Origin of the sequence: Rhizobium sp. BT04, from assembly GCF_030053135.1 — a bacterium.
Taxonomy (GTDB): domain Bacteria; phylum Pseudomonadota; class Alphaproteobacteria; order Rhizobiales; family Rhizobiaceae; genus Rhizobium; species Rhizobium binxianense.
On record NZ_CP125652.1, the window covers coordinates 914,745 to 929,512 of the forward strand.

Genomic DNA, 14,768 nt, shown 5'->3' on the forward strand with positions numbered 1-14,768 from the left:
ACAAGGGAAGGCCGATCGGCGCCATCACCGTCGGCCTGAACGTCGAGGCTCTCGATCTCAGCTTCTGCGTTCATATCGCCCAGAAGCTGCGCGCTTTTGGGCGATATGCTTTTTGCCTCCTGCGGTAACGATTGGTCGTCCCGCAGGAGCCGGATTTTCAGGCCGCAAATTCTGCGTGACATCATGCGGTTGCGACGCTACATACGCCTGATGTCGACCACTTCGATCTACGCCTCGCGATTTTATTGGTACCGCTGCTTCCAGCGGATGCGGGTCTATGCGTAACTGAAGTCGACGCGACGACAACCCGAACAGCCGCTAGTCTACCTGGCGGCTTTTTTGTTCCGCCCGGTATGACCAAACAGGAGCCATACCGTGTCCGATACCATTGATGATCTGCGAATTCTCGAGATCACGCCCCTCACCAAACCCGCCGATATCCTCGCGGAAATCCACCGCGACGCTGTTGTCACCGAAACCGTGACCAGCAATCGCGATGCGATCCATAAAATTCTCCAGGGCGAAGGCGATCGCCTGGTCGTCGTCATCGGCCCCTGCTCCATCCACGACCCCGTTGCCGCCCGGGAATATGCCGCGCGGCTCCAGGAGCAACGACATCGCTTTTCCGACGACCTCGAAATCGTCATGCGCGTCTACTTCGAAAAGCCTCGCACCACCGTCGGCTGGAAGGGCCTGATAAACGACCCGCATCTCGACGGCAGCTATCGCATCGAGGAAGGCTTGAGGATTGCCAGGCGCCTGCTGCTCGACATCAATGCCATGAGCCTTCCGGCCGGCGTGGAATTCCTCGACACGATCACGCCGCAATACATTGCCGACCTCGTCAGCTGGGGCGCGATCGGCGCTCGCACGACCGAAAGCCAGATCCATCGGCAGCTCGCCTCCGGCCTCTCCTGCCCGATCGGCTTCAAGAACGGCACCGACGGGAGCGCCCGCGTCGCACTCGATGCGATCCTGGCCGCATCGCAGCCGCATCACTTCCCCGCCGTCACCAAGGACGGACAGGCGGCGATCGCCTCGACGAAGGGCAATGAGGACTGCCACATCATCCTGCGCGGCGGCAAACAGCCGAACTATGAGGCGGCCGATGTCGAAGCGGTGACCACCGAAGCCGTCAAGCTCGGCGTTGCCCCGCGCATTCTCGTCGATGCCAGCCATGCCAACAGCGGCAAGGACCCGATGAACCAGCCGCGCGTCGTCAAATCCGTCGCCGCGCAGATCGCCGCCGGAAACCGCGACATCAAGGGCATGATGATCGAAAGCAACCTTGTTGCCGGCCGCCAGGATCTCCTTCCCGGCAAGCCGTTGGTCTACGGCCAGTCGATCACCGATGGCTGCATCGACTGGGATATGTCGGTCGCGGTGCTGGAAGACCTGGCACAATCCGCCCGCGAGCGGCGCCGGATTCGCGTTTAGGCGGTGGGGAAATAGCGCACATAGGCGAATTCTTCGCCATCAGGAGACCAGCAGGGCACGTTGATGGTGCCCTGCCCGCCGAACAGCTCGAACAGCGTCTTCAGATTGCCGCCGTCCATGTCCATCAGCCGCAGCCGCACGTCGAGATCGCGGGGATGATCGAAGACCGAGGGGTCGTAGGACAGGATCAGCACCTTGTCGTTTTTGGGCGACGGATGGGCGAACCAGTTGCCCTGATTGTCCGAGGTGACCTGCTCCAGCCCGGTGCCGTCGGGGTGAATGCGCCAGATCTGCATCAAACCGGTGCGGCTGGAATTGAAATAGATCCATTGCCCGTCGGCGGAATAATCCGGTCCGTCATTACGGCCCTCGCCATGCGTCAGCCGCGTCTCGGCGCCGCCGTCGACAGAGATCGTAAAGATGTCGAAAAGGTCGTCGCGGATGCCACAATAGGCAAGCTGGCGGCCATCCGGCGACCAGCCATGCCAGTAGGATGGCAGGTTTTGCGTGACGAGCCGCGGCGTACCGCCTTCGATCGGCTGGACGTAGATCGCCGACTTGCCGAATTCGGTCTTGTCCGAGATAACAATCTGAGTGCCATCGGGCGAAATGCCGTGATCATTGTTGCAGTTGACGGCAAAGCCGGTATCGACCTTGGTGACCTCGCCGCCATCGAGCGGCAGCCGGTAGAGCAGCCCGTCGCCGTTCAGCAGCAGATAGGAACCATCAGGCGAAAAGTTCGGCGCTTCAACCAGCCTGTCCGTCTGCCAGACTTCGCGCGCCCTGCCCGTCCTGACATTATAGATCTCGACCGAGCTGCGCATGTTTCCTCCCAAAAATCTCCACGCCGTCAGCGATCCCGATTGCGCTAGCGATCCCGGAACCGGTTGGTGATCGGATAGCGCCGGTCGCGCCCGAAATTCTTCTTGGTGATCTTCACGCCCGGCGCCGATTGCCGGCGCTTGTATTCGGCGAGATAGAGCAGGTGCTCGACGCGGTGGACGGTCGCCACGTCATGGCCGCGCGCGACGATCTCTTCGACCGCCATCTCCTTTTCCACCAGGCATTCGAGGATATCGTCGAGAACGGGATAGGGCGGCAGCGAATCCTGATCCTTCTGGTCGGGACGCAGTTCGGCCGACGGCGCCTTGTCGATGATGTTCCGCGGGATCACCTCGCCGGAGGGACCGAGCGCACCCGGCGGCACATTCTCATTGCGCCAGCGCGACAGCGCATAGACCTGCATCTTGTAGAGGTCCTTGATCGGATTGAAGCCACCGTTCATGTCGCCATAGAGTGTGGCGTAGCCGACCGACATCTCCGACTTGTTGCCCGTCGTCACCACCATCGAGCCGAACTTGTTGGAGATCGCCATCAGGATGACGCCGCGGGCACGGCTCTGCAGGTTCTCCTCGGTGATGCCGCTGTCCGTGCCCTCGAAAAGGCTGGCGAGCGCACCGCTGAATCCCGTCACCGGCTCTTCGATCGGCACGATGTCGTACCGGCAGCCGAGCGCTTTGGCGCAATCGGCCGCGTCCTTCAGCGAATTCTCGGACGTATAGCGGTAGGGCAGCATGACGGTGCGCACCCGCTCCTCGCCTAGCGCGTCGACGGCGATGGCCGCGCAGATCGCCGAGTCGATGCCGCCGGAAAGGCCGAGCACGACTGTTTTGAAGCCGTTCTTGTTGACGTAGTCGCGAAAGCCGAGCAGGCAGGCGCGGTAATCGGCCTCCTCGCCTTCAGGGATATGCGCCATCGGCCCTTCGGCGCAATGCCAGCCGGCCTCGCCGCGCTTCCAGGTGGTCACCGCAAGCGCGGTCTCGAACTGGCTCATCTGGAAGGCCAAAGACTTATCGGCGTTGAAGGCGAAGCTCGCCCCGTCGAAGACCAGTTCGTCCTGGCCGCCGAGCTGTGCGGCGTAGACCAGTGGCAGGCCCGTCTCGATCACCTGCTTCAGCACCACCTGATGGCGGATATCGACCTTGCCGCGATAATAAGGCGAACCGTTCGGCGACAGCAGGATCTCGGCCCCGCTTTCGGCCAGCGTCTCGCACACGCCGAGATCGCCCCAGATATCCTCGCAGATCGGAATGCCGATCCGCACGCCGCGGAAATTCACCGGCCCCGGCATGGCGCCTTGGTTGAAGACCCGCTTCTCGTCGAATTCGCCGTAATTCGGCAGGTCGATCTTGTCGCGCACAGCAATCACCTTGCCGCCGTCGAGCACGGCGACGGAATTGTAGCGCCCGGTCTCATCCTGCCGGGGAAAGCCGATGAGGACGCCGGGCCCGTCATCGGCGGTATCGGCGGCCAGGCTCTCGACCGCTTTCCAGCAGGCCCGGATGAAGGCCGGCTTCAGCACCAGATCCTCCGGCGGGTAGCCGGAGATGAAAAGCTCGGTCAGGACGAGCAGATGTGCGCCCTCCCGGGCAGCGTCAGCGCGCGCCTCACGCGCTTTGGCGAGATTGGCTGCGACGTCGCCGACCGTTGGATTGAGCTGGCCGATGGCGATGCGGAAGATATCAGAGAGAGCGTTTTCCTGTGTCATGTCATTTATTTAGCCTGCAGCTTCCGCAACGGCAACATGTTCGCTGCGAAAGCACCACCCGGCAGTGACGAAATTTTTATGAAGGGTGCGCCAGAGCGCCGCGGGACTCGATACACATTGCAATTTACAGACGGAGCGGAATACTGCGCCGGAAGCGACAGCATCGGAAACACAGCCATGAATAACTTTTCGAACTTCGTGCACCATCATTTCGACAAGCCAGCCGAAGAGCTCGGCACGATCGAGAAGCGCGTGCTGGCAAAAGCGCACGCGCGCAAGATCATCTCGACCGACGTCAATGCCGCCTTCTCCGCCGAAGCCTCATTCGGCGAGCGTGTCGCCGACGGCATCGCCCGCGTCGGTGGCTCCTGGTCCTTCATCATCGCCTTCCTCGCCTTTCTCGTCGTCTGGACTGTGATCAACACCATCATCCTGGCGACCGGCGCCTTCGACCCCTATCCCTTCGTCTTCCTGAACCTGATCCTGTCGATGATCGCCGCCATCCAGGCGCCGATCATCATGATGTCGCAGAACCGCCAGGCCGAACGCGACCGCTTCGAGGCCGCCAAGGATTACGAAGTCAATCTCAAGGCCGAACTCGAAGTGCTCTCCCTGCACCAGAAGATCGACATGAGCGTGCTGACCGAACTCACGGCGCTACGCGAGGACGTGGCTCGCCTTAGTGCTGCGCTTGCCGCCAAAGGCTAATGCATGTCGCCCAAAAGTGTGCAGCGGTTTTGGGGCCACGACATGCATCAGATAAAAACTTAAAGCGCATAGCATCAATCCGATACGACGCGCCTTAAGTCGAATTCACCGCATATTGCGGCAGGCCATCCGTTATCTCGTAGAAATCGCCCTTGTCGGCGCAGTAGATGTGGTGGCCGAAGGCCAGCCCGCTCGGTTCGTCGAAAGCGCCCGCCATGATCGAAATCTCCGCCGATCGGTCGCCCTGCCAAAACAGCGCGGAGCCGCAATTCCCGCAGAAGCCGCGCTGCGCCTCTTCACTCGAGCGGTACCAGCGGATCGCTTCAGCGCCTTCGATCGAAAGAGCGGGACGCGGCACGTTGACCGCGGCGTAATACAGCCCCGTCTGCCGGCGGCACTGCGAGCAATGGCAGCCGACCACAGGTCCTGGCCTCGCCGTAGTCAAAAATCGCACGGCGCCGCAAAGACAGCCGCCTGTATGCCGTTCGGTCATGATCGCTCTCCCGTTTACGACTGAACGTTGCCGCCGATCACCGCTGGCGTCAAATCCAAACCGCTCAACAAAATCATCAGAAATCTTGAAGGTCGCTGGTGATTTTGGCTTGAGCCACCCTGTTGCCTGCCGACAACACTCGGCAACCTCCTCCCATCGCCGGTTGAATCGATCGCCGTTGTCGGCGATAATCCGCATCTATTCATACAACCTCCGGGAGGCTGACATGAGAGCGACCCTGTCCAAACAGAAAGGAAAAATCCCCCACAAGGACATTCAGCTTCATGAACATTTCGTTCTCCCGCGCGAGGAAAAGCTCGCGACGCCATAACGCCTTCCTGAACCTTTTCCGCGGCGATCCCGCCGCCGACCGCGGCCGGCGTTGGTTGCGCATGCGCAAATTCCTCTCTTATTACCGCCCGCATCTGCCTTTGCTGCTGGCGGATCTGCTGTGCGCCATCCTCGTCGCCGGCACCGCGATCGCCCTGCCGCTCTGCGCCAACATCGTCACCAGCAGGCTTCTGGCGCTGCCCGACGCGCCGCAGGCCTTCGCACAGATCCTGGCAATGGGCGGCATCATGCTGGCCGTTCTCGCGGTCCAGATCGCTGCGATCTTCTTCGTCGACTATCGCGGCCACGTCATGGGCGCCCGCATCGAGGCCACGGTCCGGCAGGAACTCTTCGAGCATTGCCAGAAGCTCTCGTTCAGCTTTTACGACCACCAGCGCACCGGTCAGTTGATGAGCCGTATCACCAATGACTCTCTGTGGCTCGGCGAGCTCTTTCACCATGGCCCCGAGGATCTCTCGATCGCTCTGCTGAAATACGGCGGGGCCATGCTTGTGCTGTTCTTCATCGATCCGCCATTGGCAGGCATCATCCTGCTGCTCACCCCGGTGGCGATGGCCTATGCGCTCTATTTCAACCGGCGCATGAACCGGGCGCTCGAGGCGAGCAAACGGCAGATCGCCGCCGTCAACGAGCGGGTGGAGGATGCTCTTGCCGGCATCCGCGTCGTCCAGTCCTTCGCCAACGAAGCACTGGAGCGCGAACGCTTCGCCGAGCAGAACCGGCGCTTCCTGCAAAGCCGGGCCGAAGGCTACCGCAGCGAAGCGTGGTTTTCGGTCGGCACCGAAACCTTCGCCCAGCTCATCACCATATTGGTGATCATCGTCGGGGGCTTACGCATCCTGGCGGCCGAACTGACCGTCCCCGATATGCTGACCTTCCTGCTCTGCGTCGCCGTGCTGGTCGATCCGGTTAAGCGGCTCGCCAATTTCGTGCGCCTCTGGCAAGAGGGCTATACCGGCTTCATCAGAGCCATGGAGATCCTGGAGATCGCCCCCGATATCACCGATCGGCCGGAAGCCCGGCCGATGCCGGCGCCAAGGGGTGAAATCCGCTTTACCGATGTCGCCTTCGGCTATGAGGCCGACGGCCCGCGCGTGCTCGAACCGCTGTCGCTCACCATCGCACCCGGGGAGTTCGTTGCCCTGGTCGGCCCTTCAGGGGTCGGCAAGAGCACGCTTTGTGCGCTCATACCGCGCTTCTACGATGTCGAGGCGGGTGCCATCCGTATCGACGGCACCGATATCCGCGAGGTGACGCTGGCCTCACTCCGAAGCCATGTCGGGGTGGTGCAGCAGGATGTCTACCTCTTTGCGGGCACCGTCGCGGAAAACCTGCGCTACGGCAGAGCCGGCGCCAGCGAGGCCGAACTGGAAGCGGCTGCGCGTGCGGCCAACGCGCACGACTTCATCATGGCTCTGCCCCAGGGCTACGACACCGATATCGGCCAGCGCGGCGTCAAGCTCTCGGGCGGCCAGCGCCAGCGCATCACCATCGCCCGCGCCTTCCTCAAAGATCCCGAAATCCTGATCTTCGACGAGGCGACCAGCGCGCTCGACAACGAGAGCGAGCGCGCGGTGCAGCAGGCACTGCTCAGCCTGGCGAATGGCAGAACCACCCTGGTCATCGCCCATCGCCTGTCGACCGTCCGCCATGCCGACCGCATCCTGGTTCTGACGGCTGACGGCATCGTCGAACAGGGCACCCATGACGAACTCATGGCGCAGGACGGAGTCTACGCCAATCTGCACAGCGTGCAGGCCAGCATCTGAGCGGTTGGACACCTCCGCAGCAATAAAAAACCCGGCATCGCGCCGGGTTTTTCGTCATTCCTTCAGCGGCTGGTTTCAGCCGTTGGCAACCAGGCGTTTCTCGTCGCGGCCGCCCTTCATGCGCTCGGCCAGCAGGAAGGCAAGCTCGAGCGCCTGGTCGGAGTTAAGGCGCGGGTCGCAATGGGTATGGTAGCGATCCTGCAGGTCGTCGGCGGTAACGGCGCGGGCGCCGCCGGTGCACTCGGTCACGTCCTTGCCGGTCATCTCGATATGGATGCCGCCGGGATGCGAGCCTTCGGCGCGGTGGATCTGGAAGAAGCTTTCGACTTCCGACAGGATCCGCTCGAAGGGACGGGTCTTGTAGTTGTTGAGCGTGATCGTGTTGCCATGCATCGGGTCGCAGGACCAGACGACCTTGCGGCCCTCGCGCTCGACGGCGCGAATGAGCTTCGGCAGGCTCTCGGCAACCTTTTCGTGGCCGAAACGGCAGATCAGCGTCAGGCGGCCGGCTTCGTTCGCCGGGTTCAGAATGTCGATCAGCTGCAGCAGATCGTCGGCCTGCAACGACGGGCCGCATTTCAGGCCGATCGGGTTCTTGATGCCGCGGCAATATTCGACATGCGCATGGTCGGCCTGGCGCGTGCGGTCGCCGATCCAGATCATGTGGCCGGAGGTCGCGTACCAGTCGCCCGAAGTGGAATCGACGCGGGTCAGCGCCTCCTCGTAGCCGAGCAGCAGCGCCTCATGGCTAGTGAAGAAATCGGTCTCGCGCAAGCTCGGATGATTTTCCGAGGTGATGCCGATCGCCTTCATGAAATCCATGGTTTCGCTGATGCGGTCGGCAAGCTTGCGGTAGCGCTCGCCCTGCGGGCTGTCCTTGACGAAGCCGAGCATCCACTGATGCACGTTTTCGAGATTGGCGTAACCGCCCATCGCGAAGGCGCGCAGAAGGTTCAGCGTCGCTGCCGACTGGCGGTAGGCCATGGCCTGGCGTTCCGGGTTCGGAATGCGCGACTCCTCGGTGAATTCGATGCCGTTGATGATGTCGCCGCGATAGGCCGGCAGCGTGACATCGCCCTGTTTCTCGACATTCGACGAACGCGGCTTGGCGAACTGGCCGGCGATGCGGCCGACCTTGACGACCGGCAGCTGCGCGCCGAAGGTCAGCACGACGGCCATCTGCAAGAAGGCGCGGAAGAAGTCGCGAATATTGTCTGCGCCGTGTTCGGCAAAGCTCTCGGCGCAGTCGCCGCCCTGCAGCAGGAAGCCGTTGCCTTCGGCGACATTGGCAAGATGCTTTTTCAGGCGGCGCGCTTCACCGGCAAAGACGAGCGGCGGATAGCTGGCGAGCGTGGCTTCCGTTGCCGCCAAAGCGGCTGCGTCGGGATATTCCGGAACCTGCAGGATCGGCTTTTGCCGCCAGCTGCTCGGGGTCCAATTCTCTGCCATTTCACTCACCTCACTCGCACCCGTCCCCGGGATGCCCCTATCCTTAATTGCGGCGGCTTATAGACCTTTAGATCGGCCTTGCAAAGGCCAATCACCCAGAGCGCGATCGCCCGCGCTGTCGCCGCCGGCGAAAGCTCGCATATAGGTAGCAAAAGCCGTCAACTCTACCATTAAACCAACATATACTATGTCGATTTCCCTATATTTTAGACTTTGCATGTAAAACCGCAGAAGGGTTTCAACATTGGGGACATGTCATGGCGATCCTTCTGCCCGGTTTCATAGCGGACCGCTCGGGCAATTTCGGTATCATGACTGCATTGCTGATGGTGCCGCTCCTCGGTACGGCAGGCATGGCGGTGGATTTCGCCCACGCGCTGAGCCTGAGGACGCAGCTTTACGCCGCCGCCGATGCCGCCGCCGTCGGCTCGATCGCCGAAAAATCCGGCGCGGTCGCCGCCGCCATGACGATGAGCGGCAACGGCACGATCTCGCTTGGCAAGACCGACGCCCGCAACATCTTCATGTCGCAGATGTCAGGCGAGCTGGCCGATGTTAAGGTCGATCTCGGCATTGACGTCACCAAGGCCGCCAACAGGCTGAGCTCCCAGGTTTCCTTCACGGCGACCGTGCCCACCACCTTCATGCGCGTTCTCGGCAGGGATTCGATTACGATCTCGGGCACGGCAACGGCCGAATACCAGACCGCCTCCTTCATGGATTTCTACATCCTGCTCGACAACACCCCCTCGATGGGTGTCGGCGCCACCGCGACCGACGTCGCGACGATGGAAAAGAACACCAGCGATAGCTGCGCCTTCGCCTGCCACGAAACGGAAAACAAAAACAACTACTACAATCTTGCCAAGAAGCTCGGCGTCAGCATGCGCATCGACGTCGTGCGCCAGGCGACCAAGGAGTTGACGCTGACCGCGAAGTCCACGCGGGTTTCCAACAACCAGTTCCGCATGGGCGTTTATACCTTCGGCACTAAGGCCGAAGATGCAAGGCTGACCACCATATCCGATCCGACGGACGATCTCGACCAGGTGCGCAGCTATACCGACGCCGTTGACCTGATGACCATCCCGAAGCAGGGTTATAACAACGACCAGCAGACGAGCTTCGACAACGCGCTGACGCAGATGAAAACCATCATCACGACGCCCGGCGACGGCAGCACGTCCGCGACCCCGCAGAAAATCCTGTTCTTCGTTTCGGACGGCGTCGGCGACAGCGAAAAGCCGAAGGGCTGTACCAAGAAGCTCACCGGCAACCGCTGCCAGGAGCCGATCGACACGTCTTTCTGCCAGCCGCTAAAGGACAAGGGTGTCAGGATCGCGGTGCTCTACACCACCTACCTGCCTCTGCCAAAAAACAGCTGGTACAATACGTGGATCAGCCCCTTCCAAAGCCAGATCCCGACGAAGATGCAGGAATGCGCCTCGCCCGGCCTCTATTTCGAGGTGACGCCGACCCAAGGTATCACCGACGCGATGAAGGCGCTTTTCCTTAAGGTTATCCGTGCGCCGCGCATCACCAGCTGAGCGCGCCGAGAGGGCTCAGACGCGCCGCCCGTCACGAATGCGATAGCTCGGCGCATACATGGTGACGAGCTCTTCAGCCGCCGTCGGATGCAGCGCCATCGTCCGGTCGAAATCGTCCTTGGTGCAGCCGGCCTTCAGCGTGATGCCGAGCAGCTGCGCCATCTCGCCGGCATCATGGCCGAGGATATGGGCGCCCACCACCTTGCGGCTCGCCGCATCGACGAGCAGCTTCATGATCATCCGCTCGGGCCGGCCGGAAAGTGTCGCCTTCAGCGGCCGGAACTGGGCGCGGTAGACTTCGAGCTCGCCGTAACGCTTGCCCGCCTCCTCTTCCGAAAGGCCGACGGTACCGATCTCCGGCTGCGAGAAGACGGCGGTCGGGATCAGCTCGTGGTCGGGCCGGGTCGGATTGTTCTTGTACTCGGTCTCGATGAAGCACATCGCCTCGTGGATCGCCACCGGCGTCAACTGTACCCGGTTGGTGACATCGCCAAGCGCATAGATGTTTTCGACATTGGTGCGGGAATATTCGTCGACGATGATCGCGCCGCGCTCGTCGACGGCGACGCCGGCCGCCTCGAGGCCGAGACCCTCGGTGTTCGGATCGCGGCCGAGCGCCAGCATGACCACATCGGCCTGTAGCGTGCCGCTGTTCAGCGTCTCCAGAATGAGCCCGTCCTCCTCCTTCGAAACCTTCTGCAGCGTGTCGTGGCAGAGGATGCGGATGCCCTTGGCGACCATTGCCTCGTGCAGCCCGCGCCTGAGATCTTCGTCGAAGCGCGACAGGATCTCGGCACCGCGATAGATCAGTGTCGTCTCGACGCCGAGGCCATGGAAGATATTGGCGAACTCGACGGCGATATAACCGCCGCCTGCGATGACGATCGATTTCGGCAGTTCTTCGAGATCAAAGGCTTCGTTGGAGGAGATGCAGAACTCGTGGCCGGGAAGGGCTGCGTGCGGGTTCGGTCGTCCGCCGGTGGCGATCACGATCGTCTTTGCCGTCACCGTCTGACCTGTTTTCACGAGCCGCACCGTATGAGCATCGACGAGTTCGGCGCGCGTTTCGAGGATCTCGGCCTTGGCGCCGGCGAGCCCCTTCTTGTAGAGGCCTTCCAGCCGGGCGATCTCGGCATCTTTTGCCGCCACCAGCTTTTTCCAATCGAAGCTGCTTTCGCCGACCGTCCAGCCGAAGCCGGCGGCATCCTCGAAATGTTCATGGAACTGCGAGGCATAGACGAAAAGCTTCTTCGGCACGCAGCCGCGGATAACGCATGTTCCGCCATAGCGATACTCCTCGGCGATCGCCACCTTTTTGCCGAGCGAGGCGGCGACACGTGCGCCGCGCACACCTCCGGAACCGCCACCGATGACGAAGAGGTCGTAGTCGTAGGAAGACATGAGGAGCTCCGGAAGGGAATCGCAGGAAGGATGCTCCTGATATAGGGGCGATCGCCCTGAAAACAAAAGCCCACTCCTGCGTCATCCCGTTCCCCTCGCCGAATCTTCCCGGCAAACGGTTGACCCGATCGCCTGAGGCTGGCAGGCAATCCACTGAGTAGAACAGAAGCCGGAGCAAAAGATGGATCAAACTCTCTTCGCCAACCTGTGCAAGGCTGGCAAATTCAAGGAAGCGCTCGGCCTCGCCATCCAAGGCCACGAGGACGAAAAATTCACGCCGAGCCGCTTCGCGATGGACAAGAAAACAGGACTGCCGATCTTCTACCGCGGCAACAAGCGCGTCGAGCCGGATGAAACGGGCGTATGGCAATTGGCCAAGAGCTCGAAGGATTGGGGCTGAGCGTCCGCCGCATCCGAGATGCGCATCCTTGGCGGATTGCCGCTTTCAACCGGTGATGCTGAAATCCGTCAGGTTCTTCTCAGACTCGGCTGCCTCAGTCTCGACGCCCGCGACCCAGGATCCCGCAGGCCCGTGGTTGAAACGTTCGATCATCGTCGAGATCGCGGTATCGGATCCGGCGATCAAAGCGACGACGGCCCCGTCCTCTTCGTTGCGAACCCAGCCCGTCAAACCGAGCCGTACCGCCTCGTTGCGCGCCCACATGCGAAATCCGACACCCTGGACCTTGCCTGATATCCGCACTCGGACAGCCTTGTAACGATCGGGCATATCTGCAGTCACCTGAAGCCTCACCGACAGTATTTGCCACATCATAACAAAAAAGCCCGGACGATGCCGGGCTTTCGCAATTTGATGGGGTAGGCCTTACTGCTGGGCAGCCGGTGCGGGAGCCGGAGCGGCCGGGCTGTCGGGTGCCGGCGGCGGCGCCTTGATGACTTTGGAAAGCTCGGCGTTGCTCTGCTTTTCCAGGTCGCGGGAGATGCCCTGCGCCCAGATGTCGGCAGCCTTCGCCGTCTCGCGCGAGGCGACCGGGCCGTCGCGCAGCAGCTTCTTGCCGACGTCGGAATTATAGAAGTCGGCGATCGCCTTCAGCTCGTCGGCGGTGAAGGTCTTGGCATAGGTGAGTGCCGCCTCCTTCTCCAGATCGCCGCGGCGCGGCGCCAGCTTCAGCGCCTGTGCGTCGACCGTCGAGGAAATGATGTCCTGATAGTTCGGCGAATCCTGGATCAGGCCGGCTTTCAGGCGCTCGGCGAGACCGGGCAGGATGTTGTCGAACTGGGCCGTGGCGCCGATGGCGTCGATCGCCGCGCGAGACGCCTTCAGTTGCTCCTCGGAGACCTCCTGCGCCTTGACGGCGGAGCCGAAGGCAAGCCCGGAAAGAACGACGGTCGCAGCGGCAAAACGGCCAAGACCTGCAATGTTCATCATGAGTGTATGCTCCTGTTATCTGTTTGCCTGCAGCGTGCGCGCACCCGCAGGACCGGCAATGATCGCAAGTGCCGCCATATTGATAAAGAGCCCGTGTTCGACGACGCCGGGTATGGAATTCAGCTCGCTCGAAAGCGCCTCTGCATCAGGAATGCGGCCAAAAGATGCATCGATGATGTGATGGCCGCCATCCGTGGTAAACTCTCCGTCACCGGACTGGCGCAGGGTGAGTTCACCGGAAAGACCGAGCCGGGCCGCGACCTTCTCGATCGCCATCCGCGTCGAGACAAGTCCGAACGGATTGACCTCGATGGGCAGCGCGTAGGCGCCGAGCGTGTCGACCAGCTTGCTCTCGTCGGCGATGACGATCATCCGCTCGGAAGCGGCCGCGACGATCTTTTCGCGCAGCAGCGCGCCGCCGCCACCCTTGATCAATCTAAGCGCCTGATCGACCTCGTCGGCGCCGTCGATCGTCAGATCGAGTGCCGGCAGTTCGTCGAGCGACTTCAGCGGCACACCGAGTTCGACGCAGAGCCGCGCCGTTCTTTCAGACGTCGGGACGCCCTCGACCTTGAAGCCGCCCGCAACCTTCTCCGCCAGCAGACGAACGAATTCTTCCGCCGTGCTGCCCGTACCGATGCCGAGACGCATCCCGCTTTCGACATGGGCGAGTGCGGCCTCGGCGGCCTTGATCTTCATTTCGCGGGCATCCATGCGCCGCCAGCTCCGAATTGTTGCGTTGGATGTGCTGTTTACACGGCTCGCCTGGCAAACGAAAGTCAAAATCATCACGGAAAATGAAAAGCCGAAACAGAGGCCTGCGGCCTCCCCGGCCGTCACAGGTCGTTGCTTTCCGGCCCGCGATCGCTTACCTCAGAAACGATCATTCCAAGGACGACACGTCGTCCTCCTCCTGGGGCGATCCATCCCCAGGACGCCCCATCGCTCAAAGAGGCAAGCCTTGACCCCTGCTCCCGTTCGCCCGGCGCTCATCGTCTTCGATCTCGACGGTACCCTTCTCGACACCCACGCGGACCTGGTCGAGAGCCTGAACCACACGATCGCAGCCCTCAGCCTCGCACCGGTCAGCTATGACGACCTCACCCATCTCGTCGGCCAGGGCGCGCGCGTGATGATCGAGCGCGCCTGCCGGCTGCGCGGCCACCCGCTCGAAGGTGACGCCCTGCCGATGCTGGTCGAGCGTTTCGTCGCCCATTATGCCGGCAACATGCCCGGCCGTACCGAGCCCTATCCCGGCCTGGTCGCCGCGATGGACCGGCTTAAATCTGCCGGCTACCGCCTCGCCGTCTGCACCAACAAGATGGAGAGCCTGGCGCTCGGTCTGCTCGACAAGCTGGATCTCACGGGCTATTTCGCCGCCATATCAGGTGGCGACACCTTCCCGGTGCGCAAACCCGACGCCCGCCACTTGACCGGCACCATCGACCGCGCCGGCGCCGACATCGCCCGCACCGTGATGATAGGCGACAGCATCAACGACATCGCCGTCGCCAGGAATGCTGGAGTCCCGTCGATTGCCGTGCCCTTTGGTTATTCGGATGTGCCGGTCTCAAGCCTCGATCCGGATAAGATCATTATGCATTACGATGAGCTGACGCCGGAACTGGTGGAGAGACTGTTGCGGGAATTTGCGGCGAAGGTCGCGGTCTGAGAC

Annotated in this window: 14 protein-coding genes; 6 read left to right on the forward strand and 8 right to left on the reverse strand. The window is 62.0% G+C overall.

Going from position 1 to position 14,768, the window contains the following annotated elements:
- Positions 1–375: 375 nt before the first annotated feature.
- Positions 376–1,437, forward strand: coding sequence for a 3-deoxy-7-phosphoheptulonate synthase (locus tag QMO82_RS13030; protein WP_183607127.1), 1,062 nt, complete (start codon positions 376–378; stop codon positions 1,435–1,437).
- On the opposite strand, the gene QMO82_RS13035 is transcribed toward QMO82_RS13030, so the two are convergent.
- Positions 1,434–2,261: a PD40 domain-containing protein gene (locus tag QMO82_RS13035; RefSeq protein ID WP_183607126.1), complete on the reverse strand. Its 828-nt coding sequence runs from the start codon at positions 2,259–2,261 to the stop codon at positions 1,434–1,436. The genes QMO82_RS13030 and QMO82_RS13035 overlap by 4 nt on opposite strands.
- Before the next feature lie 44 nt (positions 2,262–2,305).
- Positions 2,306–3,985, reverse strand: a complete 1,680-nt coding sequence (locus tag QMO82_RS13040; RefSeq protein ID WP_183607125.1) for an NAD+ synthase — start codon at positions 3,983–3,985, stop codon at positions 2,306–2,308.
- Between the two features lie 177 nt (positions 3,986–4,162).
- Here QMO82_RS13040 and QMO82_RS13045 point away from each other — a divergent pair, with 177 nt between their 5' ends.
- Entirely contained in the window at positions 4,163–4,693 is a 531-nt protein-coding gene (locus tag QMO82_RS13045; RefSeq protein WP_183607124.1) for a DUF1003 domain-containing protein, read from the forward strand.
- Between the two features lie 94 nt (positions 4,694–4,787).
- Here the strand turns inward: QMO82_RS13045 and QMO82_RS13050 are convergent, their stop codons facing one another.
- Entirely contained in the window at positions 4,788–5,186 is a 399-nt protein-coding gene (locus QMO82_RS13050) for a GFA family protein (RefSeq protein ID WP_183607691.1), read from the reverse strand.
- A 284-nt stretch (positions 5,187–5,470) separates the two neighbouring features.
- Here QMO82_RS13050 and QMO82_RS13055 point away from each other — a divergent pair, with 284 nt between their 5' ends.
- Positions 5,471–7,306, forward strand: a complete 1,836-nt coding sequence (locus QMO82_RS13055) for an ABC transporter ATP-binding protein (RefSeq protein ID WP_183607123.1) — start codon at positions 5,471–5,473, stop codon at positions 7,304–7,306.
- A gap of 75 nt (positions 7,307–7,381) precedes the next feature.
- Here the strand turns inward: QMO82_RS13055 and QMO82_RS13060 are convergent, their stop codons facing one another.
- Positions 7,382–8,755: a class II 3-deoxy-7-phosphoheptulonate synthase gene (locus QMO82_RS13060; protein WP_183607122.1), complete on the reverse strand. Its 1,374-nt coding sequence runs from the start codon at positions 8,753–8,755 to the stop codon at positions 7,382–7,384.
- A 257-nt stretch (positions 8,756–9,012) separates the two neighbouring features.
- Between QMO82_RS13060 and QMO82_RS13065 the strand changes: the two genes are divergently transcribed.
- Positions 9,013–10,302 (forward strand): VWA domain-containing protein, encoded by a 1,290-nt coding sequence (locus QMO82_RS13065; protein ID WP_183607121.1) that lies wholly within the window; start codon positions 9,013–9,015, stop codon positions 10,300–10,302.
- Between the two features lie 15 nt (positions 10,303–10,317).
- Here QMO82_RS13065 and gor read toward each other — a convergent pair whose 3' ends face one another.
- A complete protein-coding gene (gene gor, locus QMO82_RS13070; protein ID WP_183607120.1) occupies positions 10,318–11,703 on the reverse strand; it encodes a glutathione-disulfide reductase in 1,386 nt (461 codons plus the stop codon).
- A 181-nt stretch (positions 11,704–11,884) separates the two neighbouring features.
- On the opposite strand from gor, the gene QMO82_RS13075 reads away from it, so the two are divergent.
- On the forward strand, positions 11,885–12,103 hold the full coding sequence (locus QMO82_RS13075) for a hypothetical protein (RefSeq protein WP_097619517.1): 219 nt from the start codon (positions 11,885–11,887) through the stop codon (positions 12,101–12,103).
- Positions 12,104–12,148: 45 nt separating this feature from the next.
- Here QMO82_RS13075 and QMO82_RS13080 read toward each other — a convergent pair whose 3' ends face one another.
- The 3 genes from QMO82_RS13080 to rpiA form a co-directional block, all read right to left on the reverse strand.
- The gene (locus tag QMO82_RS13080; protein ID WP_183607119.1) at positions 12,149–12,433 is read right to left on the reverse strand and encodes an acylphosphatase; all 285 of its coding nucleotides are present in this window, start codon (positions 12,431–12,433) and stop codon (positions 12,149–12,151) included.
- Positions 12,434–12,529: 96 nt separating this feature from the next.
- A complete protein-coding gene (locus QMO82_RS13085) occupies positions 12,530–13,093 on the reverse strand; it encodes a DUF2059 domain-containing protein (RefSeq protein WP_183607118.1) in 564 nt (187 codons plus the stop codon).
- Positions 13,094–13,108: 15 nt separating this feature from the next.
- Positions 13,109–13,807 carry a ribose-5-phosphate isomerase RpiA gene (gene rpiA, locus QMO82_RS13090; protein WP_183607117.1) on the reverse strand — a complete coding sequence of 233 codons (699 nt, stop codon included), beginning with the start codon at positions 13,805–13,807 and terminating at the stop codon, positions 13,109–13,111.
- A gap of 247 nt (positions 13,808–14,054) precedes the next feature.
- On the opposite strand from rpiA, the gene QMO82_RS13095 reads away from it, so the two are divergent.
- Positions 14,055–14,765, forward strand: coding sequence for an HAD family hydrolase (locus QMO82_RS13095; protein WP_183607116.1), 711 nt, complete (start codon positions 14,055–14,057; stop codon positions 14,763–14,765).
- Positions 14,766–14,768 lie beyond the last annotated feature (3 nt).

Bases quoted from the DNA above. Each gene is read 5' to 3' on its own strand.
- QMO82_RS13035 (WP_183607126.1), bottom strand. From the start codon at position 2,261: ATGCGCAGCTCGGTCGAGATCTATAATGTCAGGACGGGCAGGGCGCGC.
- QMO82_RS13060 (WP_183607122.1), bottom strand. From the start codon at position 8,755: ATGGCAGAGAATTGGACCCCGAGCAGCTGGCGGCAAAAGCCGATCCTG.
- QMO82_RS13050 (WP_183607691.1), bottom strand. From the start codon at position 5,186: ATGACCGAACGGCATACAGGCGGCTGTCTTTGCGGCGCCGTGCGATTT.
- QMO82_RS13065 (WP_183607121.1), top strand. From the start codon at position 9,013: ATGGCGATCCTTCTGCCCGGTTTCATAGCGGACCGCTCGGGCAATTTC.
- gor (WP_183607120.1), bottom strand. From the start codon at position 11,703: ATGTCTTCCTACGACTACGACCTCTTCGTCATCGGTGGCGGTTCCGGA.
- QMO82_RS13045 (WP_183607124.1), top strand. From the start codon at position 4,163: ATGAATAACTTTTCGAACTTCGTGCACCATCATTTCGACAAGCCAGCC.
- QMO82_RS13055 (WP_183607123.1), top strand. From the start codon at position 5,471: ATGAACATTTCGTTCTCCCGCGCGAGGAAAAGCTCGCGACGCCATAAC.
- QMO82_RS13040 (WP_183607125.1), bottom strand. From the start codon at position 3,985: ATGACACAGGAAAACGCTCTCTCTGATATCTTCCGCATCGCCATCGGC.
- rpiA (WP_183607117.1), bottom strand. From the start codon at position 13,807: ATGGATGCCCGCGAAATGAAGATCAAGGCCGCCGAGGCCGCACTCGCC.
- QMO82_RS13085 (WP_183607118.1), bottom strand. From the start codon at position 13,093: ATGATGAACATTGCAGGTCTTGGCCGTTTTGCCGCTGCGACCGTCGTT.
- QMO82_RS13075 (WP_097619517.1), top strand. From the start codon at position 11,885: ATGGATCAAACTCTCTTCGCCAACCTGTGCAAGGCTGGCAAATTCAAG.
- QMO82_RS13080 (WP_183607119.1), bottom strand. From the start codon at position 12,433: ATGCCCGATCGTTACAAGGCTGTCCGAGTGCGGATATCAGGCAAGGTC.